Source organism: Thiocapsa sp. (assembly GCF_011390875.1).
GTDB lineage: Bacteria > Pseudomonadota > Gammaproteobacteria > Chromatiales > Chromatiaceae > Thiocapsa.
In genome coordinates this window covers 1-21,515 of sequence record NZ_JAABRP010000079.1, presented here as the reverse complement: position 1 = coordinate 21,515, position 21,515 = coordinate 1, and the positions used below count along the sequence as shown (strand labels likewise).

At 63.3% G+C, this 21,515-nt stretch carries 17 protein-coding genes and 1 riboswitch; of the genes, 11 read left to right on the top strand and 6 right to left on the bottom strand.

Annotated features, from left to right (window positions below; genetic code table 11):
- The first annotated feature begins 252 nt into the window (after positions 1–252).
- The 3 genes from GPT33_RS08500 (at position 253) to GPT33_RS08490 (ending at position 2,749) form a co-directional block, all read left to right on the top strand.
- On the top strand, positions 253–1,671 hold the full coding sequence (locus GPT33_RS08500; RefSeq protein ID WP_296807374.1) for a form I ribulose bisphosphate carboxylase large subunit: 1,419 nt from the start codon (positions 253–255) through the stop codon (positions 1,669–1,671).
- Positions 1,672–1,828: 157 nt separating this feature from the next.
- The gene (locus GPT33_RS08495; protein WP_120795431.1) at positions 1,829–2,185 is read left to right on the top strand and encodes a ribulose bisphosphate carboxylase small subunit; all 357 of its coding nucleotides are present in this window, start codon (positions 1,829–1,831) and stop codon (positions 2,183–2,185) included.
- Between the two features lie 243 nt (positions 2,186–2,428).
- Positions 2,429–2,749, top strand: coding sequence for a hypothetical protein (locus GPT33_RS08490; RefSeq protein ID WP_296807365.1), 321 nt, complete (start codon positions 2,429–2,431; stop codon positions 2,747–2,749).
- Between the two features lie 201 nt (positions 2,750–2,950).
- Here GPT33_RS08490 and GPT33_RS08485 read toward each other — a convergent pair whose 3' ends face one another.
- From GPT33_RS08485 to metK, 6 genes are all read right to left on the bottom strand, one after another.
- The gene (locus GPT33_RS08485) at positions 2,951–5,149 is read right to left on the bottom strand and encodes a sodium-translocating pyrophosphatase (RefSeq protein ID WP_296807362.1); all 2,199 of its coding nucleotides are present in this window, start codon (positions 5,147–5,149) and stop codon (positions 2,951–2,953) included.
- Positions 5,150–5,250: 101 nt separating this feature from the next.
- On the bottom strand, positions 5,251–6,030 hold the full coding sequence (locus GPT33_RS08480; protein ID WP_296807359.1) for a hypothetical protein: 780 nt from the start codon (positions 6,028–6,030) through the stop codon (positions 5,251–5,253).
- Positions 6,031–6,353: 323 nt separating this feature from the next.
- Positions 6,354–6,770, bottom strand: coding sequence for a sulfur globule family protein (locus GPT33_RS08475; RefSeq protein ID WP_296807356.1), 417 nt, complete (start codon positions 6,768–6,770; stop codon positions 6,354–6,356).
- 692 nt (positions 6,771–7,462) lie between these two features.
- A complete protein-coding gene (metF, locus tag GPT33_RS08470; protein ID WP_296807353.1) occupies positions 7,463–8,326 on the bottom strand; it encodes a methylenetetrahydrofolate reductase [NAD(P)H] in 864 nt (287 codons plus the stop codon).
- Positions 8,327–8,709: 383 nt separating this feature from the next.
- Positions 8,710–10,116, bottom strand: coding sequence for an adenosylhomocysteinase (gene ahcY, locus GPT33_RS08465; protein WP_296807351.1), 1,407 nt, complete (start codon positions 10,114–10,116; stop codon positions 8,710–8,712).
- A 21-nt stretch (positions 10,117–10,137) separates the two neighbouring features.
- A riboswitch (S-adenosyl-L-homocysteine riboswitch) is annotated at positions 10,138–10,223 on the bottom strand.
- Positions 10,224–10,445: 222 nt separating this feature from the next.
- Positions 10,446–11,636, bottom strand: coding sequence for a methionine adenosyltransferase (metK, locus tag GPT33_RS08460; RefSeq protein ID WP_296807347.1), 1,191 nt, complete (start codon positions 11,634–11,636; stop codon positions 10,446–10,448).
- A gap of 222 nt (positions 11,637–11,858) precedes the next feature.
- Here metK and GPT33_RS08455 point away from each other — a divergent pair, with 222 nt between their 5' ends.
- The 8 genes from GPT33_RS08455 to GPT33_RS08420 all read left to right on the top strand — a co-directional run bounded on the left by GPT33_RS08455 (position 11,859) and on the right by GPT33_RS08420 (position 21,393).
- On the top strand, positions 11,859–12,416 hold the full coding sequence (locus GPT33_RS08455) for a thioredoxin family protein (protein ID WP_296807344.1): 558 nt from the start codon (positions 11,859–11,861) through the stop codon (positions 12,414–12,416).
- A 349-nt stretch (positions 12,417–12,765) separates the two neighbouring features.
- The gene (gene tkt, locus GPT33_RS08450; RefSeq protein WP_296807343.1) at positions 12,766–14,772 is read left to right on the top strand and encodes a transketolase; all 2,007 of its coding nucleotides are present in this window, start codon (positions 12,766–12,768) and stop codon (positions 14,770–14,772) included.
- Between the two features lie 197 nt (positions 14,773–14,969).
- Positions 14,970–15,971 carry a type I glyceraldehyde-3-phosphate dehydrogenase gene (gene gap / locus GPT33_RS08445; RefSeq protein ID WP_296807341.1) on the top strand — a complete coding sequence of 334 codons (1,002 nt, stop codon included), beginning with the start codon at positions 14,970–14,972 and terminating at the stop codon, positions 15,969–15,971.
- 145 nt (positions 15,972–16,116) lie between these two features.
- Positions 16,117–17,298: a phosphoglycerate kinase gene (locus GPT33_RS08440; protein ID WP_296807337.1), complete on the top strand. Its 1,182-nt coding sequence runs from the start codon at positions 16,117–16,119 to the stop codon at positions 17,296–17,298.
- 95 nt (positions 17,299–17,393) lie between these two features.
- Positions 17,394–18,836: a pyruvate kinase gene (gene pyk, locus GPT33_RS08435; protein WP_296807334.1), complete on the top strand. Its 1,443-nt coding sequence runs from the start codon at positions 17,394–17,396 to the stop codon at positions 18,834–18,836.
- Between the two features lie 66 nt (positions 18,837–18,902).
- Positions 18,903–19,967, top strand: a complete 1,065-nt coding sequence (gene fba, locus GPT33_RS08430; protein ID WP_296807331.1) for a class II fructose-bisphosphate aldolase — start codon at positions 18,903–18,905, stop codon at positions 19,965–19,967.
- A gap of 371 nt (positions 19,968–20,338) precedes the next feature.
- Positions 20,339–20,734 (top strand): CPCC family cysteine-rich protein, encoded by a 396-nt coding sequence (locus GPT33_RS08425; protein ID WP_296807329.1) that lies wholly within the window; start codon positions 20,339–20,341, stop codon positions 20,732–20,734.
- Between the two features lie 44 nt (positions 20,735–20,778).
- Entirely contained in the window at positions 20,779–21,393 is a 615-nt protein-coding gene (locus GPT33_RS08420; RefSeq protein ID WP_296807326.1) for an arylesterase, read from the top strand.
- Positions 21,394–21,515 lie beyond the last annotated feature (122 nt).

Sequence of the window (21,515 nt, the reverse complement as noted above, 5' to 3'; positions counted from 1 at the left end):
TGGCGGCTGGTGGCTGGCGGCTGGCGGCTGGCGGCTGGCGGCTGGCGGCTGGCGGCTGGCGGCTGGCGGCTGGCGGCAGAACCATAGACATAAGTCTATGCTTATGACGACTATAAGCAATATTAACTAGTAATTATAAGGCTTTTGCATATACTGCCGCCTCAAGTTCCAGGCGCGATGCGCACCAAGCGGGACTACGGACCAGCATTCTGGACCGGCGATTTCCTTCACAATTCCTGAGGACAAGCGAACATGGCAAAGACCTACAGCGCGGGCGTCAAAGAGTATCGCGAAACATACTGGATGCCGGATTACACCCCGTCGGAGACCGATCTCCTCGCCTGCTTCAAGATCACTCCGCAGGCAGGCGTTCCGCGTGAAGAGGCCGCTGCCGCCGTCGCCGCCGAGTCGTCCACCGGCACCTGGACCACGGTCTGGACCGACCTGCTCACCGACATGGACCACTACAAAGGCCGCGCCTACGCCATCGAGGACGTCCCGGGCAACGACGACGCCTTTTATGCCTTCATCGCTTACCCGATCGACCTGTTCGAAGAGGGTTCGGTCGTCAACGTCTTTACCTCGCTGGTCGGCAACGTCTTCGGCTTCAAGGCCGTGCGTGCGCTGCGCTTGGAAGACGTGCGTTTCCCGATCGCCTATGTCATGACCTGCAACGGCCCGCCCCACGGCATCCAGGTCGAGCGCGACATCATGAACAAGTACGGTCGCCCGATGCTCGGCTGCACCATCAAGCCGAAGCTGGGTCTGTCCGCCAAGAACTACGGCCGTGCCGTCTACGAGTGTCTGCGCGGCGGTCTGGACTTCACCAAGGACGACGAGAACGTCAACTCGCAGCCTTTCATGCGCTGGCGTCAACGCTTCGATTTCGTCATGGACGCGATCGACAAGGCCGAGCGCGAGACCGGCGAGCGGAAGGGTCACTACCTGAACGTCACCGCACCGACCCCGGACGAGATGTTCAAGCGTGCCGAGTACGCCAAAGAGATCGGCGCGCCGATCATCATGCACGACTACATCACCGGCGGCTTCTGCGCCAATACCGGCCTCGCCCAGTGGTGCCGCGACAACGGCGTGCTTCTGCACATCCACCGTGCGATGCACGCGGTGCTCGACCGCAACCCGAACCACGGTATCCATTTCCGGGTTCTGACCAAGATCCTGCGTCTGTCCGGCGGCGATCACCTGCACACCGGCACCGTCGTCGGCAAGCTCGAGGGCGACCGCGAATCCACCATCGGCTGGATCGACCTGCTGCGTGAGTCCTACATCAAGGAAGACCGCTCGCGCGGCATCTTCTTCGATCAGGACTGGGGCGCGATGCCCGGCGCCTTCGCCGTGGCCTCCGGCGGTATCCACATCTGGCACATGCCGGCTCTGGTGAACATCTTCGGCGACGACGCCGTCCTGCAGTTCGGCGGCGGCACCCTGGGTCACCCCTGGGGCAACGCAGCCGGCGCCGCGGCCAACCGTGTCGCGCTCGAAGCCTGCGTCGAGGCACGCAACCAAGGCGTGGCGATCGAGAAGGAAGGCAAGGAGATCCTCACCAACGCCGCAAAGAGCAGCCCCGAGCTCAAGATCGCCATGGAGACCTGGAAGGAGATCAAGTTCGAGTTCGATACGGTCGACAAGCTCGACGTGTCGCACAAGTAAGCTGTCAGCCATCAGCTGTCTGCGATCAGCCACAGGCGATCGGCGCGAAGCGCCGGCCTGTTGCTGAGAGCTGACAGCTGAAAGCTCAACGCCAGCGACGCTTACGATCGATTTTCCAACCGATTTTCACCACGAACCCAGTTTCGGAGTAACACCCATGAGCACCATGCAGGACTATCAATCCAGCCTCGACGATCCGAGCAGCCGCAAGTTCGAGACCTTCTCCTATCTCCCCGAGATGGATCAGGCCCGCATTCGCAAGCAGGTCGAGTACATCGTCGCCAAGGGCTGGAACCCGGCCATCGAGCACAGCGAGCCGGAAAACGCGTTCGACCACTATTGGTACATGTGGAAGCTGCCGATGTTCGGCGAGACCGATGTGGACACCATCCTGGCCGAGGCGGAAGCCTGCCACAAGGCGCACCCGGACAACCATGTGCGTCTCGTCGGCTACGACAACTACGCACAGTCCAAGGGCGCCGAGATGGTCGTCTTCCGAGGCAAGCCGGTCTGACGATCGGTTTTCGCTTGGGCGAAAACCGATGATCGATACCGAGCGCACGTGGGTTTTCCGGAAAGCAGGGTGCGTCCCGCGCGCGTCGGGACAAGGCGCGCCGACGAGGCGTAGCGGCCCCTACGGCGAGGAGGCGCAACGCCGGCCCGGCGTGCGCGGGGCGTGCAATGCGGCGGAGAACCCGCGTGCGCTCGGTAAATTCATTTCGCCCGGCTTGGGCGATCAATCTGGTGGAGAAGCCCTATGAAATGCGCAATGTTGGTGACCGGCAACGGTCCGATCGTGATCGTCACCTCGTACGACTCGCTCGAGAATTCCGACCTGCTCGAGCGTCTGAAGGATAAAGGCATCCCGAAATTCCTGGCATACGAGATCCCGATGGAGTTGGCCCAAGAGCGCTACAAAGGCCATTTCGAGAAGGTCATGAACGGGTTTACGGAGTCGGACAGCCTCCGCGTGCTCGACCACAACGGACATCGCGCCTTCAATCTCTTCACCTGGGCGGAGCTCGGCACCCCCCTCGCCCACGAAAGCCCGTTGGACGATCTCTACCACCACCACTGAGGCGATGTCCGGGAATCCGTATCCCGACTGCACATCCCCGCAAGAGCGTAGGGGCGGCTTCAGTCGCCCCCTACACCTTGGTCGTTCATCTCCGGGAATCATCATCCCGAGGGCACACGCCCGGAAGAACCGAAAGCACATACGCCGGGTCCGCCCGCAAGGCGCTGGCCGCCTTTGCGGTTCATCTGTCCCGAGCCGGGGTCAGAGCAGGCTGTAGGTCACGGTCACCCCGGCCATCACGATGGCCATGATGCTCATCAGCTTGACCAGGATGTTCAGGCTCGGTCCCGAGGTGTCCTTGAAGGGATCGCCGACCGTATCGCCGATCACGGATGCCCGGTGTGCGCGTGAGTTCTTGCCGCCGTGATAACCGGACTCGATGTATTTCTTGGCGTTGTCCCAGGCGCCGCCGGCATTCGAAAGAAAGACCGCAAGCACGAAACCGCTCGCGAGGCCGCCCATCAGCAGACCGATCACGCCCGCAACACCCAGCACCAGACCCACCACGACCGGCGCGATGACCGCCAGAAGGGCCGGCAGCACCATCTCGCGCTGCGCACCAACGGTGGAGATGGCGACACAGCGCTCATAGTCCGGCTGCGAGGTCCCCTGAAGGATGCCCGGATCTTCGCGAAACTGCCGGCGTACCTCTTCGACCATCATGATGGCCGCGCGCCCGACCGCCTGCACGGTCAAGCCGCTGAAGACGAAGGCGACCATCGAGCCGATCAGCAGGCCCACGAGGACGGTCGGATTGAGCAGGGTCACGTTGAAGAAGGTCATGAAATCAGTCAGCGTCGCCTGCGCGGTCGCGATGGTCGCACCGTTGCCGAGCGTCAAGAGCGTCTGCCCGGTGTTCACCAGCTCGATGCGGATCACCTCGATATAGGAGGCAATGAGTGCGAGGGCGGTCAAGGCCGCGGAGCCGATCGCGAACCCCTTGCCGGTCGCCGCCGTCGTGTTGCCGAGTGAATCCAGCGCATCGGTACGCGCCCGCACCTCGGCGCCGAGACCGCTCATCTCGGCGTTGCCTCCGGCATTGTCCGCGATCGGTCCGTAGGCATCGCTGGCGAGCGTGATGCCCAAGGTGGAAAGCATCCCGACCGCCGCGATAGCCACGCCGTAGAGGCCCAGGTTCATCTGGGTCAGGTCGAAACCGGACGCGAAGAGGAAGGCCAACATGGTTCCGGCGCCGACCGCCAGGACCGGAATTGCGGTCGACAGCATACCCACGCCGACGCCTGCGATGATGAGGGTCGCCGGTCCGCCTTCGGCTTGGGCGGCGATGAGGCGGGTCGGCCCGTAGCTCGGAGAGGTGGAATACTCGGTCGAGCGACCGACGATGATACCCGTGATCAGGCCGGTCACCACGGCGCCCCAGATCCCCCAGACGTTCGGAATGCCGAGCAGCAGCAGCAAACCGGCGGAGGCGACGACGATCATAAGCGCGCTGGCATTGATTCCGCGCGACAATGACCCGAGCAGATCCTTTTGGGTCGCGCCTTCCTTGGTCTTGACCAGATAGACCCCGACGATCGACAGCAGGATGCCGATGCCGGCGATGGCGATGGGGGCCACCACGGCCTTCATCTGAAGCGTGGGGTCCAAGACATAAGCGGCCGCCCCGAGCGCTGAGGCTGCGAGGATGGAGCCGCAATAGGATTCGAAGAGGTCGGCGCCCATGCCGGCGACATCCCCGACGTTGTCGCCGACGTTGTCCGCGATGACGGCCGGATTGCGTGGGTCGTCCTCCGGGATGCCGGACTCGACCTTGCCGACCAGATCGGCACCCACGTCCGCGGCCTTGGTGAAAATACCGCCGCCGACACGCGCGAACATGGCCTGCATCGAAGCACCCACGCCGAAGGTCAGGATGGTCGTGGTGACCAGCACCATGCGGACACCTTCACCGGCCGCACTGTCCGGGATCAGCAGGTCGGCCAGAATGAACCAGACCACGATGTTGCCGAGCCCGAGCCCGACCACCACCAATCCCATGACGGCACCGCTTCGGAACGCGATCTTAAGTGCCTCCGGAAGCGAAGTCCGAGCGGCCGCAGCGGTGCGCGTAGAGGCGCGGGTCGCGGTCTGCATGCCGAAGTAACCGGCGAGCGCCGAGAAGAAGCCCCCGAAAACGAAGGTGAAGGGAAGCCAGGTGTTTTGAACCTGGTAGTAATAGGCAAGGACGCCGAAGACGATGGTCAGGACCGCGAACACCAGAAACATGATCTTGTACTGCTGGCGCAAATACGCCATCGCGCCGTGGCGCACATGGTCGCCGATCTCCTGCATCAACGCTGTTCCCTGGTCCTGCCGGAGCATCTCTTTGAAAAATTTGCGGGCATAGATCATCGCCAACAACGCGGCGATCGGTGCGATCCAAAAGACAGGCTCGTTCATGGGTATTCCAATGGACGTGGGAGGCCAAAAGAACCCGCCGCCGGAGGTGCGTCGGGCAGGAGGACCTGAGTCCGGGACTCAGGAGGGTCGCGGACCGCGGATCACTCGAGCCCGGTCACCAGGGCCGAGCGCCACCAGCCCCGATGGTGATTTTCAAGCTCATCGAGATCCGGGAAGCGGTAGAAGGCAAAGTCGGTCTGGTCGCCGACATAGAAGCCGCCTTGAACCATGCGGTAGAGCACGCCTTCCTTGACTTGCTTCAACACCAGCTTGCTTGGTTTGGTGTCGTTGTGTTTGAGCTCGTAGAGCACGTCGCGCAGATGGGCGAGGTTGGGATAGGGAAGATCATCGGCCGCGCCGTTCTCGGGATCGGTCGCGAGCGCGCCGAGACGAAGCTCGGAGAACACGAGACGAGGCACATGGATCGTGTGCGACGGATCCGTGATCGTGTCGCAAAACTCATGCGGCTCCGAGCGGCTGGCGACCATCGGGGTGATGGGGCAAAACTCTTGATAGAGATGCAGACGACCGCCGGGCTCGGGAACATAGACCGAGCGCGGCAGCTCGAGCGTCTTGCCGTCGTTGGTCACCAGATAGAGGTTGCCGAGCGCGGACACCGGGATGCGCGACAAGACGCGATAGATCGAGAGATAGACCGAGCGTTTCGGGGCGCCATCCGGCTGGGTGATGCAACGCTCGTCCATCAGATGGAAGGGAAAGTCCTCGGAGCGGAACGCCGGGTCGACCTCGAAAAAGATCGCCTCGCCTTTCACGTGGGCTTTGGATCCAACCGCGTAATAGCTGCCGAAAGCCTCCGGCTCGAGCATCGACGCGATCAGCGCCTGCGGAATCAGGGACAGATACAGATGCTTTTCAGCCATGCCGAGCCTCGCCGTGATGTGCCCGGATGTCCGACTGGACCCGGTGTTTCTCAATTATCACCATAAATGCTGGTGATGTGGAGAGCAGATCAGGAAGAGATATCGCGGAGCAACAGGGATCGGACGCCGCAGGCGGACGTGATCGGATCAAAACAGCGCCAGGCAAGTGCAGAAGAGCGAGGGATGTTTGAAGTGCGCGTCGGTCGAGAAGGCCGAGTGCACGCGGGGGAGGTGTTGCGGAAGATGGGTTGGATACGTCCCTGTATCCGAATCGGCTCGGGACTCTCGGCCTACGCCGAGACCCCTAGACGACGAACTCGTCCTTATTGTGCGGGAGCAGCCTGAGGTGCCATCGGGGCAGGCATTGCGCCGCCGTAAGGAGCACCATAGCCGGGCGCACCGTAAGGAGCGCCGTAACCGGGCGCGCCGTAGGGGGCACCATAACCGTAAGGCGCGCCGTAGCCGTACTGCTCGCCGTAGCCGTAGCCGCGACCATAGCCGCGGCCCTGACCACGCCCGTAGCCGCGACCGCTTCCGCTCATGTTCATGTTGAAGTCGCCGGTGCCGTCGCCGAACATGTCGCCGAAGTTATCCATCATGCCGCTGCCGTAGCCGGGGCCACCGCCGTAGCCGCCGGGACCGCCGTAACCCGGGCCACCCCACCATGCGCTGGCGGAGAAGGAAGCACCGGCCAAAGCGACAACGGCTGCAAGACCTGCAAACTTGATCGTTTTATTCATGTTCGTCCTACCTCTAAAATCAGGAAACGTTGAGCGCGGGCGTGCCCGCAATGTGGTCTCCGAAGCCGGGGATGTTGTTGTCTCCGACTGCGGGCTTGATGTGGAGCCAGCGGCCGAACCCTGTGGGTTCGGACTGAGCTCCGAGGTGAACCGTATGAGGGCGCAAACAGCCGACCGGCGCGATTTGCCGAGTTGCACAAATCCGGGCAGAAGGGGAGGTTGCGGGCTCGACGGCCCATCGGAGTAACGGCTAACCCTGCGAAGAAGCCCGGGCCGCTCATTACCGGTAGAAGCAGATCGAGTATAGGCGTCGATGACGTGCAGACGCAACGTATTAAACGGTACCAAACGGCGCGACCGAGCCTTGATCAGGTGCGCCAGACGATGCCGGCGAGCCCTCTCTTCGACGAACGCAAGCCGCCGCCGAGTACGGCATTCGAGCTTAAACAGTGGCTTCCATCACGAAAAGGACTCATCCCTCGACCGACACCGCGACACGCGCCCGAGGAACAAACCTTATTTATTACGTTGGTTAAAATCGCATCCGGGCAGGGCACGGTCGATGCGCAGCAGGTTCGCCGGGGCCGATCGCTCCGGAGGTGGGCTCCGGCCCATAGGTGCGGACATGCGCACCATCGTCGCCTTGAATCCGGGGAGACCCCGGCGCGGCGCCCCTTCGCGATCGATCGAGCTCAGGCGGGGAGCGGAAGCGCAAGTTCCTTCCACAAGCGCAGCGTCGGACCCGATTGGTTCATTGTGTAAAAGTGCAGTCCCGGCGCACCGCCGTCGATCAGTCGACGGCAGAGGTTGAGCACGACCTCGTGCCCGAAGGCACGCAGACTTTCCACGTCGTCGCCGTAGCCTTCGAGTCGGCGTCGGATCCACCGCGGGATCTCTGCACCGCAGGCGTCGGAGAAGCGCGCGAGCTGGGTGAAGTTGGAGATGGGCATGATGCCCGGAATGATCGGCAGGGTGACGCCCACACGCTCGCAACTCTCGACGAAGGCGAAATAGGCATCCGGGTTATAAAAATACTGGGTGATGGCGGCATTTGCACCGGACTCGACCTTACGTTTGAAGTTGGCGAGATCGCGCTCGGGGCTGCCGGATTGCGGGTGATATTCGGGGTAGGCTGCGACCTCGATCTTGAAGGCGTCCCCGAATTCGTCGCGGATGAAGGACACCAGCTCGTTGGCATAACGGAAGTCGCCGCCGGTGCCCCCGCCCATGCCGGAGGGAAGGTCGCCGCGCAAGGCCACCAGGCGCCGGATCCCCTGCTCTCGGTAACGACCGATGATCGCGCGGATCTCGGCCCGTGCCGAGCCGACACACGCAATGTGCGGGGCCGTCTCGATGTTGTGGCCACGCAGCCAGTCGACGGTTTCGAAGGTGCGATCGCGCGTCGACCCTCCGGCCCCGTAGGTCACCGAGAAGTAGCCCGGCGAGACGCTGTTGAGCTGTGCAATCTCAAGCTTGAGCTTCTCCATTCCCTCCGGGGTCTTGGGCGGGAAGAGCTCGACGCTGTAGGTCGGGGTTTGCTGTGATACGGGGGGCATGGTTGAGAGCCTCCGGCCTCCGGCCCTCGGCCTCCCGCGCGGTGAACGACAGCGCGATCAGGGGCTTCGATCCGGCGGCGAATAGGTTGAGATGGGCGGCGCCGCGACAGGCATCGAACGCCAACCGGCGTGATCCGCGCAGTCCGCGCGGAGCACCCGACACAGGCGTGACCCGGCAAGCGGTGTCGAGAGCAGATCAGGACATCAACGCGGATAGGCATCATTGCCGTCGTCGATCCACCGGGCGCGAGCCCCCGGGGGCTGAAGCCAACGCGATCCAAGCCTCTTCTTCAAAGACTTAAACCGCGCCAGCTCCAAGCTCGTAAGAGCCCGCGAGGCCGCGAAACCCGTAAACCTCGCTGGATCAAAACAACGAGCGCGGTTTAATACCTGTAGTTCTCGGCCTTGTAAGGACCCTCGACCGGGACGCCGATATAGTCGGCCTGCGCCTTTGACAGGGTCGTAAGCTTCGCGCCGATCTTGCCCAGATGCAGACGTGCGACGTCCTCGTCTAGATGCTTGGGCAGCACATAGACGCCGATCGGATATTCCTCTGGCTTGGTGAAGATCTCGATCTGAGCCAGCACCTGATTGGTGAAGCTGTTGGACATCACGAAGCTCGGGTGCCCGGTCGCACAGCCCAGATTGACCAGCCGTCCCTCGGCGAGCAGGGTGATGCGATGCCCGTCCGGGAAGATGATCTGATCGACCTGCGGCTTGATGTTGACCCACTCGTACCGCTTCAGCGACTGGACCTGGATCTCGTTGTCGAAGTGACCAATGTTGCAGACGATCGCCTGATCCTTCATGGCGATCATGTGATCGTGGGTGATGATGTCGGTGTTGCCGGTCGCGGTGACGAAGATGTCGATCATGCCGACGACATCCTCGATGGTGACGACGCGATAGCCTTCCATCGCCGCCTGAAGCGCACAGATAGGATCGACCTCGGTGATCCAGACGGTCGCGCCCAAACCGCGCAGCGACGCGGCGGAGCCCTTGCCGACATCGCCGTAACCGCAAACCAAGGCGATCTTGCCGGCGATCATGACGTCGGTGGCGCGCTTGATCGCATCAACCAGCGACTCGCGGCAGCCGTAGAGGTTGTCGAACTTCGACTTGGTGACCGAATCGTTGACGTTCATGGCGGGGAAGAGGAGCTGACCGTCACGGAACATCTGATAGAGACGGTGAACGCCGGTGGTCGTCTCCTCGGTCACACCGCGGATACCCTCGGCGATGCCGTGCCAATGCTTGGGATCGCGCGCAAAGGTCCGCGAGAGGAGCCCCAGAATGGACAGCCATTCCTCGCTGTCGTCGGCCTTGGGTGCCGGGATGGCGCCGGCCTTTTCGTACTCCACACCCTTGTGCACGATCAGGGTCGCGTCGCCGCCGTCGTCGAGGATCATGTTCGGGCCGCCGCCGTCGGGCCAGTTCAGGACCTGCTCGGTGCACCACCAGTACTCGTCCAGGGTCTCGCCCTTCCAGGCATAGACGGGGATCCCGGCCGCGGCGATGGCGGCGGCGGCGTGATCCTGTGTCGAGAAGATGTTGCACGAGCACCAGCGGATCTCGGCGCCGAGCGCGACCAGCGTCTCGATCAGCACGGCGGTCTGGATGGTCATGTGCAGACTGCCGGTGATGCGTGCGCCGGCAAGCGGCTTGCTCTCGCCGAACTGTTCGCGCAGGGCCATCAGACCCGGCATCTCGGTCTCGGCGATGTTCATTTCTTTGCGGCCGAAATCGGCCAGGGAGATATCGGCAACCTTGTAATCGGTAAACTCACTCATGGTTATCAGCTCCTGATGAAACGTGAGTGAGCGCCGTTGTCGTGTCAACCCCGCCGCCGAGCCTGGCCAGGGCTCCGATGGCCCGGGTCGCAACGCTCCTCGGTAGCGAGGTGTAAAGAAGTTCAATCAGAGTCGTTTATGAATCGTCACGCCCGTGCGACAAGCCCACAAAGAGACCAAGACGTCGGGGCAAGATGCTCAAATGCAGACCGGCACGGACGCGAGTCAAAGAAGTATTTACTCCTCAACCGCGTCTCACCATGGCGCGGGTTGCCCCCAAGAACGAGCGCACCTGGAACATCTCAGATCTCACCGGACGCGGTTGAGCCCTAGATACCCGCCGCGTCCCGCAGCATCTCGGCCTTATCCGTACGCTCCCAGGTGAAGCCCGGCTCCGAACGCCCGAAATGACCATAGGCCGCCGTGTCGCGATACGTGATCAGATCCCGGTTGGTGAGATCCAACATGCGGGTGATGCCGTAGGGACGCAGATCGAAGTGCTCACGGATCAGCTCGATGATGCGATGCTCGCTGATGTTGGCCGTCCCGAAGGTGTCGATCGACAGGGACGTCGGCTCGGCAACACCGATCGCATAGGACACTTGTACTTCGCACTTTTCCGCAAGACCCGCGGCGACGATGTTCTTGGCGACATAACGCCCGGCATAGGCGGCCGAGCGGTCGACCTTCGAGGGATCCTTGCCGGAGAAGGCACCGCCGCCGTGGCGCGCCATGCCGCCGTAGGTGTCGACGATGATCTTGCGTCCGGTCAGACCGCAATCGCCGACCGGTCCGCCGATGATGAACTGGCCGGTCGGGTTGATGTGATACTTGGTTTCGCCGTTCATCCAGCCGGTGCCGCCGAGCACGGGCTTGATGATCTCTTCCATCACCGCCTCGTGCAGCACACTTTGGCTGACCTCGGGGCTATGCTGGGTCGAGAGCACCACGGCGTCCACGGCAGCCGGCTTCCCGTCAATGTAGCGGAAGGTCACCTGCGATTTGGCGTCCGGACGCAGCCACGGCAGGGTGCCGTTCTTGCGGACCTCGGCCTGGCGCTTGACCAGGCGATGCGCGTAATCGATCGCGGCGGGCATGAGCTGATCGGTTTCGTTCGTGGCGTAGCCGAACATCATGCCTTGGTCGCCGGCGCCCTGTGACTCTTCGCTCTCGCGGTCGACGCCTTGGTTGATATCTTTGGACTGCTCGCCGAGCGCGACCAGAACGCCGCAGGTTTGCCCGTCGAAGCCGACCTCGGAGCCGTCATAGCCGATATCGGTGACGACCTTGCGCACGACGCTCTCGTAATCGATCTTGAGGTTACCGTCGGTGAGCGTGATCTCCCCCGCCAGCACCACGAAACCGGTCTTGACCAGGGTCTCGCAGGCGACACGCGCTTTGGCATGGTTCGGGTCGCGGCGAAAGATCTCGTCGAGTACGGCGTCCGAGATCTGATCAGCCATCTTGTCCGGGTGGCCTTCAGAAACGGATTCGGAGGTGAAGATATAGTCCTTGCTCATAAGTTCGATAACCTGCTTTCTGTCCCGCTGAGGTGCGTGTCTGGATGCGCTATGATAACGAGTTGACAGAAAACCGCAAAACCGACCACTGGTTGCGGATGCCGATCCTCGCCGCTCATCGATGCCGGGGATTTAGAAATCGCCGCCCTTTCGGTAACATGCCATCACGTCCGATCCGACCTGGGCTTTTGCTCGGCCTCGGCTTTCACTCGGAGACCCTCGATGGCTTCGCTCGAAACCCCTGTTTGCGACTTCGGGCGCCCCGCGCCGGATTTCGCCCTGCCCGGCACCGACGGCAAAGTCTGGACCCGCGACGCCTGCGCCGGCGAGCGCGGCCTGCTCGTCATGTTCATCTGCAACCATTGCCCGTACGTCAAAGCGGTTCGGGAGCGCATCGTTAGAGATGCCCGCGATTTGATCGCCATCGGAATCGGCTGTGTTGCCGTCATGTCCAACGATCCGCATGACTACCCGGAAGACTCCTTCGAGAACATGCAGCGGGTCGCCGAAGAGTTTCGCTTCCCGTTTCCCTACCTGCTCGACGAGACCCAAGCCGTCGCGAAGGCCTACGGGGCCGTCTGCACGCCGGACTTCTTCGGATACAACTCAGCGCTTGAGCTCCACTATCGAGGCCGACTCGATGCCAGTCGCAAGGAGACGGCTCCGGACGGTGCGCAACGCGATCTTTTCGAGGCCATGCAACAGGTTGCACTAAGCGGAACCGGGCCCGAACGGCAGATCCCGAGCATCGGATGCTCGATCAAATGGAAGTCGGACTGACCGTCGCGAAGGGCGCGAGATCGTCGATCCATGCGAAATTACTGGTCATTCTCTCGCGCAATTCTTAATATTAGGAACTGATAACTTCCTTTTTGACGGTATAAGTTTGTTTTGATTTTCGGGTCGACGCTCTTCGTCCACAATGACCGACCTTCGCAAGGGTTTCGATCCGGCAAATGCGTTCGCGCAAGCGCGACTCTCGCCGAGCGCAGCCGTGATCGCTTCGGCCGCTAGCCCTGCACAGCATTCCGACGTCGTGCCATCTCCCGACTTGCGCCCGCCGCGACGCGGCCGGCGGTCTCGACACGCTTGACCGACTGACCATTGCTTCTGAACTTAGGAGGGACTGATGTCCTCACGTAAAGATCTTGCCAATGCCGTACGAGCACTCGCGATGGACGCGGTCCAGAAAGCCAATTCGGGTCACCCGGGCGCGCCGATGGGCATGGCCGACATCGCCGAGGTGCTCTGGAACGACTTCATGACGCACAATCCGGGAAATCCGGCCTGGCCCGACCGCGACCGATTCGTCCTCTCGAACGGTCACGGCTCGATGCTGATCTATGCGCTCCTTCACCTGACGGGATATGAGCTCGGGATCGAGGACCTCAAGCAGTTCCGCCAACTTCACTCCAAAACACCCGGGCATCCCGAATACGGCTACGCCCCGGGCGTCGAAACCACCACGGGGCCGCTCGGTCAGGGCATTACCAATGCGGTCGGCATGGCGCTGGCCGAAAAGGCACTCGCCGCGCAGTTCAATAAGCCCGGCCACGACATCGTCGACCACTACACCTATGTCTTCCTCGGCGACGGCTGTCTGATGGAAGGCATCTCGCACGAGGCCTGCTCGCTGGCCGGCGCCTTGGGTCTGGGCAAGCTGATCGCGGTCTACGACGACAACAACATCTCGATCGACGGCGAGGTTCGCGGCCACGGCGACACGCCCGCCTGGTTCCTCGACAACACGCCGAAGCGCTTCGAGGCGTACGGCTGGCATGTCGTCCCCAAGGTCGACGGCCATGACCCGGAGGCCGTGAAGGCTGCCATCGAAGCCGCACGCGAGATTACCGACCGGCCGAGCCTGATCTGTTGTCAGACCATCATCGGTTACGGATCGCCGAACAAACAGGGCAAGGAAGAGTGTCACGGCGCCGCGCTCGGCGAGGACGAGATCGCCTTGACCCGCGAGGCACTGGGCTGGAACCATCCGCCCTTCGTGATCCCGGACGCCGTCTATCAGGGTTGGGACGCCAAGGAGCGCGGCGCCGCGGCCGAGTCCGCGTGGAACGACCGTTTTGCCGCGTACGCCGCAAAATTCCCGACCGAAGCTGCCGAATTCAAGCGTCGCACGGCCGGCGAGCTGCCGAGCGACTGGGCTGCTCAGGCGGATGCCTTCATCGCCGCCGTGGTTGAGAAAGGCGAGACCATCGCATCGCGCAAGGCCTCGCAGAACGCGCTCAACGGCTTCGGTCCCCTGCTGCCCGAGCTGCTCGGCGGCTCGGCGGACCTCGCCGGCTCCAACCTGACCCTGTGGAAAGGCTGCAAAGGCATCGGCAAGGGCGACGCGCCCGGCAACTATGTCTATTACGGCGTGCGCGAGTTCGGCATGTCGGCCATGCTGAACGGCATCGCGCTGCACGGCGGTTTCGTGCCTTACGGCGCGACCTTCCTGATGTTCTCCGAGTACGCCCGCAATGCGCTGCGCATGGCCGCACTCATGAAGATCCAATCGATCTTCGTCTACACCCATGACTCCATCGGCCTGGGGGAGGACGGCCCGACCCATCAGCCGGTCGAGCAGATCCCAACGCTCCGTATGATCCCGAACATGAGCGTCTGGCGTCCGTGCGATGCGGTCGAGTCGGCGATCTCATGGAAGCTCGCGATCGAGCGGCGCACCGGCCCGAGCTGCCTGATCTTCTCGCGCCAGAACCTCGCGCACATGAGCCGGACCCCGGAGCAGCTCGCCGCCATCGCGCGCGGCGGCTATGTGCTGCGCGACTGCGCCGGCACCCCGGATGCGATCATCATCGCCACGGGCTCCGAGGTCGAGCTGGCCATGAAGGCCGCGGAAGCCATGTCCGACAAGGCGATCCGCGTGGTGTCCATGCCGTCCACCGACACCTTCGATGCGCAGGATGCCGCCTATCGCGAATCGGTTCTGCCCAAGGCCGTGACGGCCCGGGTCGCGGTCGAGGCGGCGGTCACGGACGGCTGGTGGAAGTATGTCGGTCACCAGGGCGCGATCCTCGGTGTCGACCGCTTCGGTGAATCGGCGCCCGCCGGCCCGCTCTTCAAAGAGTTCGGGTTCACGGTCGAGAATCTGGTCGCCAAGGTCCGCGGCGTGCTCTGATCCGCACGGCCGCTTCCTAGACGGGGACGCCGGGCGATCACCGCTCGGCGTCGCGGCGCTTCCGACCACGGCACCGCGCGCAAACCCATCAAATGTTGGTCCTTGCTCGAATCGCGGGTTTCCCGACCCTTCGGCATCCTGGATGCCTGATTCGCGCGATACAGGTTTTTATTCCCCTTTAAGAGGAGTTTCTCTCGATGACAATTAAAGTCGGCATCAATGGTTTCGGACGCATCGGCCGGATGGCCTTCCGCGCGATCGCGAAGGATTTCCCCGGTATCGAGGTCGTCGCCATCAACGACCTGCTCGACCCCGAGTACTTGGCCTACATGCTGAAATACGACTCCGTCCACGGCAACTTCAAGGGCGACATCGCCGTCGACGGCAACACCATGATCGTCAACGGCAAGAACATCCGTCTGACCGCCGAGCGCGATCCGGCCAACCTCAAGTGGGGCGAGGTCGGCGCCGAGTTGGTCATCGAGTGCACCGGCTTCTTCCTCGACGATGCATCCTGCCGCAAGCACCTCGAGGCCGGCGCCAAGAAGGTCGTGCAGAGCGCACCTTCCAAGGACGCCACCCCGATGTTCGTCTACGGCGTCAACCACAAGACCTACGCCGGGCAGGAGATCATCTCCGCCGCGTCCTGCACCACCAACTGCTTGGCGCCGGTCGCCAAGGTGCTGCACGACAACTGGGGCATCAAGCGCGGCCTCATGACCACGGTGCACGCCGCCACCGCGACCCAGAAGACGGTCGACGGTCCCTCCATGAAGGACTGGCGCGGCGGTCGCGGCATCCTGGAAAACATCATCCCCTCCTCCACCGGCGCGGCCAAAGCAGCCGGCAAGGTCATGCCCGAGCTCAACGGCAAGCTGACCGGCATGGCGTTCCGCGTGCCGACCTCCGACGTCTCCGTCGTGGACCTGACCGTCGAGCTGACCAAAGAGGCCAGCTATGCCGACATCTGCGCGGCGATGAAGGCAGCGTCGGAATCGGGTGAGCTCGCAGGCGTGCTGGGCTACACCGACGAGAAGGTGGTCTCCACGGATTTCCGCGGCTGCCCCACGCCATCGGTCTTCGATTCCGAGGCCGGTATCGCGCTGGACCCGACCTTCGTGAAGGTCGTCGCCTGGTACGACAACGAGTACGGCTACACCTGCAATATGCTGCGCATGGTGGAGCACGTCTCGAAGTAAGCCTCCAGCTGCCGGCCTCCAGCCTCCAGCCTGAACGGCTGGTTGCCGGAGGTCCGGTACCGGTCGTGCGCTCGACGAGAGTTTTCAGGCAAGGCACACCTTGGGCCTGAACGCTTTCCATCTCATTCGATACAGAGGCTTCGCTATGTCCTTCATCAAGCTCACCGATCTGGATCTCGCCGGGAAGCGGGTGCTGATCCGCTCCGACCTCAATGTCCCGGTCAAGGGCGGCAAGGTCACCTCCGATGCACGCATCACCGCATCCATGCCGACCTTCGAGCATTGTATGAAGGCCGGCGCCAAGGTCATGGTGATGTCGCACCTGGGTCGCCCCGAAGAAGGTGTCTTCTCCGAGGCCGACTCGCTCAAGCCCGTCGCGGAAGCCATGAGCGCCAAGCTCGGCCGCGAGGTCCGGGTCGTGCGTGATTACCTCGAGCAGACTCCAGAGGTCGCCGACGGCGAATTGGTGTTGCTGGAAAACGTCCGGTTCAACAAGGGCGAAGGCAAGGACAACGCAGACCTCGCCAAGCAGTACGCCGCACTCTGCGATGTCTTCGTCATGGACGCCTTCGGCACCGCCCATCGCGCCCAGGCATCCACGCACGGCGTCGGCCAACAGGCACCGGTCGCCTGCGCGGGCTTGCTGCTCGCCGAAGAGCTCGATGCGCTCCAGAAGGCACTCGCCGCTCCGGCACGCCCGATGGTCGCCATCGTCGGCGGATCCAAGGTCTCGACCAAGCTGACCGTGCTGGAGGCCCTGTCCGAGAAGGTCGATCAGCTCGTCGTCGGCGGCGGTATCGCCAACACCTTCCTCGCCGCCGCCGGTTTCCCGGTCGGAAAGTCGCTCTGCGAGCACGACCTGATTCCCGTCGCCAAGGCGCTGATGGAAAAGATGACGGCGCGCGGCGCGAGCATCCCGATCGCGGTCGACGTGGTCTGCGGCAAGAAATTCGACGAGAACGAACCGGCCGTCACCAAGGACGTCGCCGATGTCACCGAGGACGACATGATCTTCGACATCGGACCTAAGTCGGCACAAGAGCTGGCCGAGGTCATCGCCAAGGCCGGGACCATCGTCTGGAACGGCCCGGTCGGCGTGTTCGAGTTCGATCAGTTCGGCGGCGGGACCAAGACGGTCTCGATGGCCATCGCCGAAGCGCCGGGCTTCAGCCTGGCCGGCGGCGGCGACACCATCGCGGCGATCCAGAAGTACGACATCTACGACAAGGTCTCCTACATCTCCACCGCCGGAGGCGCCTTCCTGGAATACCTGGAGGGCAAGACGCTGCCGGCAGTGGCCATGCTCGAGGCCCGAGCGAAGGACTGATCAGCGCAACTCGCCTCCAGCCGCCAGCTTCGGCCTCCAGCGATTTGCTCGGATGCCGGGGCTGGAGGCCGGAGGCAGACGGCCGGAGGCTACACATGCCAAGACGCACCAAGATCGTTGCCACGCTCGGCCCCGCGACCGACCCGGTATCCGTGATGGACGAGATCATCGCGGCCGGGGTGGACGTGGTTCGTCTCAATCTGTCGCACGACACCCACGACCGGCATCGCGAGCGTGCGGAGCGGATCCGCGAGCGTGCGGCTGCGGCCGGGCGCGAGATCGCGCTTCTCATGGATCTGCAGGGACCCAAGATCCGTATCGGTAAGTTCGCCGACGGTCCGATCCTGCTCGTGCGGGGCGACGCCTTCGCCATCGATGCCGACTGCCCTCTGGATGCCGGTGATCGCCATCGGGTCGGGACCACCTACCCCGAGCTGGTCGACGATGTCCGCCACGGCGACACGCTCCTGCTCGACGACGGCGCGATCGAGCTGTGGGTGGACGCTGTCGACGGCGGACGGATCGACTGCAAGGTGGTCGTCGGCGGCATCTTGTCCAACAACAAGGGCATCAACAAGAAGGGCGGCGGCCTGTCGGCCCCGGCCTTGACAGAGAAGGATCAGGAAGACATCCGCTTCGCGGCCGAGATCGATGCGGACTATCTGGCGGTGTCGTTCGTGCGCAACGGTGACGACGTCCGGCTCGCCCGTGAGCTCTTCTACGAGGCCGGCGGTCACGGCGGGATCGTCGCCAAGATCGAGCGGGCCGAATCTTTGCGGGCGATCGACGACATCATCAACGCCGCCGATGTCATCATGGTCGCGCGTGGCGACCTGGGCGTGGAGATCGGTGACGCAGAGCTGCCGGCCGCGCAGAAGAATCTCATCAACCGCGCCCGCGAGCTCAACAGCGTCGTCATCACCGCGACCCAAATGATGCAGTCGATGATCGAAAACCCGATCCCGACGCGGGCCGAGGTCTTCGATGTCGCCAATGCAGTGCTCGACGGCACGGATGCGGTCATGCTCTCGGCCGAGAGCTCGATCGGGAAGAACCCGGCCAAGGTGGTCGAGGCACTGGACCGCATCTGTCTGGAAGCCGAAAAGCATGTCACGCGCTCGGGGCACCGCATCGATTCGGTCTTCGGCCGCGTCGACGAGGCCATCGCCATGGCCGCCATGTACACGGCCAATCACCTGGGCGTGAAGGCGATAGCGGCCTTGACCGAGACCGGCTCGACCGTGAAATGGATGTCGCGTATCCGCTCCGGGATTCCAATCTACGCCATCACCCGCTCCGCTCCAACCCGACGCAAAGTCAGGGTTTTCCGCGGTGTCTATCCGGTAAGCTTCGATGTGGCCAGCACGGACATCCACGAGGTGAATCGCGAGGTCATCGAGGAGCTGATGCGACGCGGCACGGTGCGCGACGGCGACCTGGTGATCATCACCAAGGGCGATCGCTCGGGGGTCGAAGGCCAAACGAATATCTTGAAAATCATGCGGGTCGGCGAGCACAAGCTCCTGACGAAAGACTGAGCCAGCGATCCTTGCTGCTCGCCCGCCCGTTTTTTTTGCTGTCAGTCCGATACGAGGAGAACCCACATGGCCCTGATTTCGCTGCGTCAATTGCTCGACCATGCCGCCGAGCATCAGTACGGCGTCCCCGCCTACAACGTCAACAACCTCGAGCAGATGCGCGCCATCATGGAGGCCGCCGACGAGACGGACTCCCCCGTGATCGTGCAGGCCTCCGCCGGTGCGCGTAAGTATGCCGGCGCCCCCTTCCTGCGCCACCTGATCCTGGCCGCCATCGAGGAATGGCCGCACATCCCGGTGTGCATGCACCAGGATCACGGCACCTCGCCTGCGGTCTGCCAGCGCTCCATCCAGCTCGGCTTCTCGTCCGTCATGATGGACGGCTCGCTCGGCGAGGACGGCAAGACCCCGACCTCCTATGAGTACAACGTCGATGTGACCCGTCGCGTCGTCGAGATGGCCCATGCCTGCGGCGTCTCGGTCGAAGGCGAGCTGGGCTGCCTGGGTTCGCTCGAGACCGGACAAGCCGGTGAAGAAGACGGCATCGGCGCCGAGGGCACGCTCGATCACAGCCAGCTCCTGACCGATCCGGAAGAGGCCGCGGACTTCGTGAAGAAGACCGGTGTGGACGCGCTCGCCATCGCCATCGGCACCTCGCACGGTGCCTACAAGTTCACCCGTCCGCCCACCGGCGACATCCTCGCCATCGAGCGCGTGCGCGAGATCCACAAGCGCATCCCCAACACCCATCTGGTGATGCACGGCTCCTCCTCCGTCCCGCAGGATTGGCTGGCCATCATCAATCAGTACGGCGGCGACATGGGCGAGACCTACGGTGTGCCGGTCGAGGAGATCGTCGAGGGCATCAAGAACGGCGTGCGCAAGGTCAACATCGACACCGACCTGCGCATGTCCTCCACCGGCGCTATCCGCAAATTCCTGGCCGAAAACCCCAAGGAATTCGATCCGCGCAAATACTTCATCGCCGCCACCAAGGCCATGAAGGGCATCTGCAAGGCGCGTTACGAAGCCTTCGGCACCGCCGGCAATGCCAGCAAGATTACGCCGATGTCTCTGGAGGCCATGACCGACCGCTATGCCAAGGGCGAGCTCGAGCCTAAGGTCAACTAAACCGCCTCTCGGTGTGATATGCGCTGTTTTCGCTTGTGGCTTGGTCTCGGGGCATCCGTAAGCGTCGGAGCGGACGCGGTTTAGGATGGTTTTGGGATGATGCAGGACAAGCGTCTTGGGCCGCTGCGATACGGAGCTCTATTGGTCGGTGGAATATTGCCGGCTGATTGAGAACAGCGTATGTCACTTCGGACAGGGCTTAGGCGCCGATCCGCGGGTTTGGAAGAAAACGAAGGGGCGCACAAGCGCCCCTTTTTCGTTTGGCGTCGCGCCGTCGCGAGGCCAGTGTTTTGGTGGCTGACAGCTGGAGGCCGGAGGCTGAACGCCGACGCCCAACCGCACGCGCCACCCCGACTCACACGGAGACCGCATTGACCGACGACACCAAATTCCCCTGCCCCTGCTGCGGCTACCTTGTCCATGATCGCGAACCCGGCTTTCACCAGGTCTGCCCCATCTGCGGCTGGGAGGACGATCTGACCCAATTGCGTTTCGCACGGATGCCGGGCAGCAGCAACACCGTGAGCCTGGAAGAGGCCCAACGCAATTACCGCGACTACGGCGCATCCGAGCGCCGCAGCATCGGCAACACCCGCGCCCCGGTCGACGGCGAAACACTCGATGACGGCTGGCGGCCCCTCGATCCCTCGCGCGACAACATCGAGCAACCCATGCGCGGAACCCCGTACGCCGACTCTTATCCCTGGCCGGACACCACCGTGCTCTATTACTGGCGCATGAGCTATTGGCGTCGGGTGGTGGGGTAATGAGATGGCGACGGACCCGATGTCCTGATCCCGATGCGGGACGCATGAGCGAGATGACCCATCGCGTTCTGATCCTTGCGTTGGCCGTACTGCTGCTCGTCGGCTGCAGCCGCGCGCCCGAGCTGCCGCGGTTGCCGAGCGACGCGGTCATCTTGGCCTTCGGGGACAGCCTCACACGCGGGACCGGGGCAGGCAGCGGCGAGGGTTTCGCCGAGGTCTTGGCGGCATCGAGCGGCCGCGAGGTGGTGAACGCCGGTGTACCGGGGGAGGAGAGCGATGCCGGTCTCGCACGGCTGCCGAGCGTGCTCGACGCCGTGCAACCGAGTCTGGTGATCCTCGGTCACGGCGGCAACGACATGCTGCGCCGACGCGACCTGGAGCAGACCAAGGCCAATCTCCGGCAGATGGTCATGCTCGCGCGCGACCGGGGCGCATCGGTCGTGCTGCTCGGCATCCCCAAGCCGGGGTTGTTCCTCGGCACCCATCCGCTCTATAGAGAGCTGGCGGACGCGCTCGAGGTCCCGCTCGAGGACGAGGTGCTGGCCGATGTCCTCGCAGACCGTGATCTGAAGGCCGATCAAATCCATCCGAACGCGGCCGGGTATCGGCAGGTCGCCCAGGCGGTTCACCGGCTCTTGACGGACGCCGGAGCGCTTTGAGTCGGAGCGACGCAGCCCGCTCTGACCTCCCGTCTAAACCGCGCCCAGCGCGGTATGCGAGCTTTTTTGGATGGGAACGACTCCGGCAGATTTGACGACCGTTAGAGCTGGTGCGGTTTAAG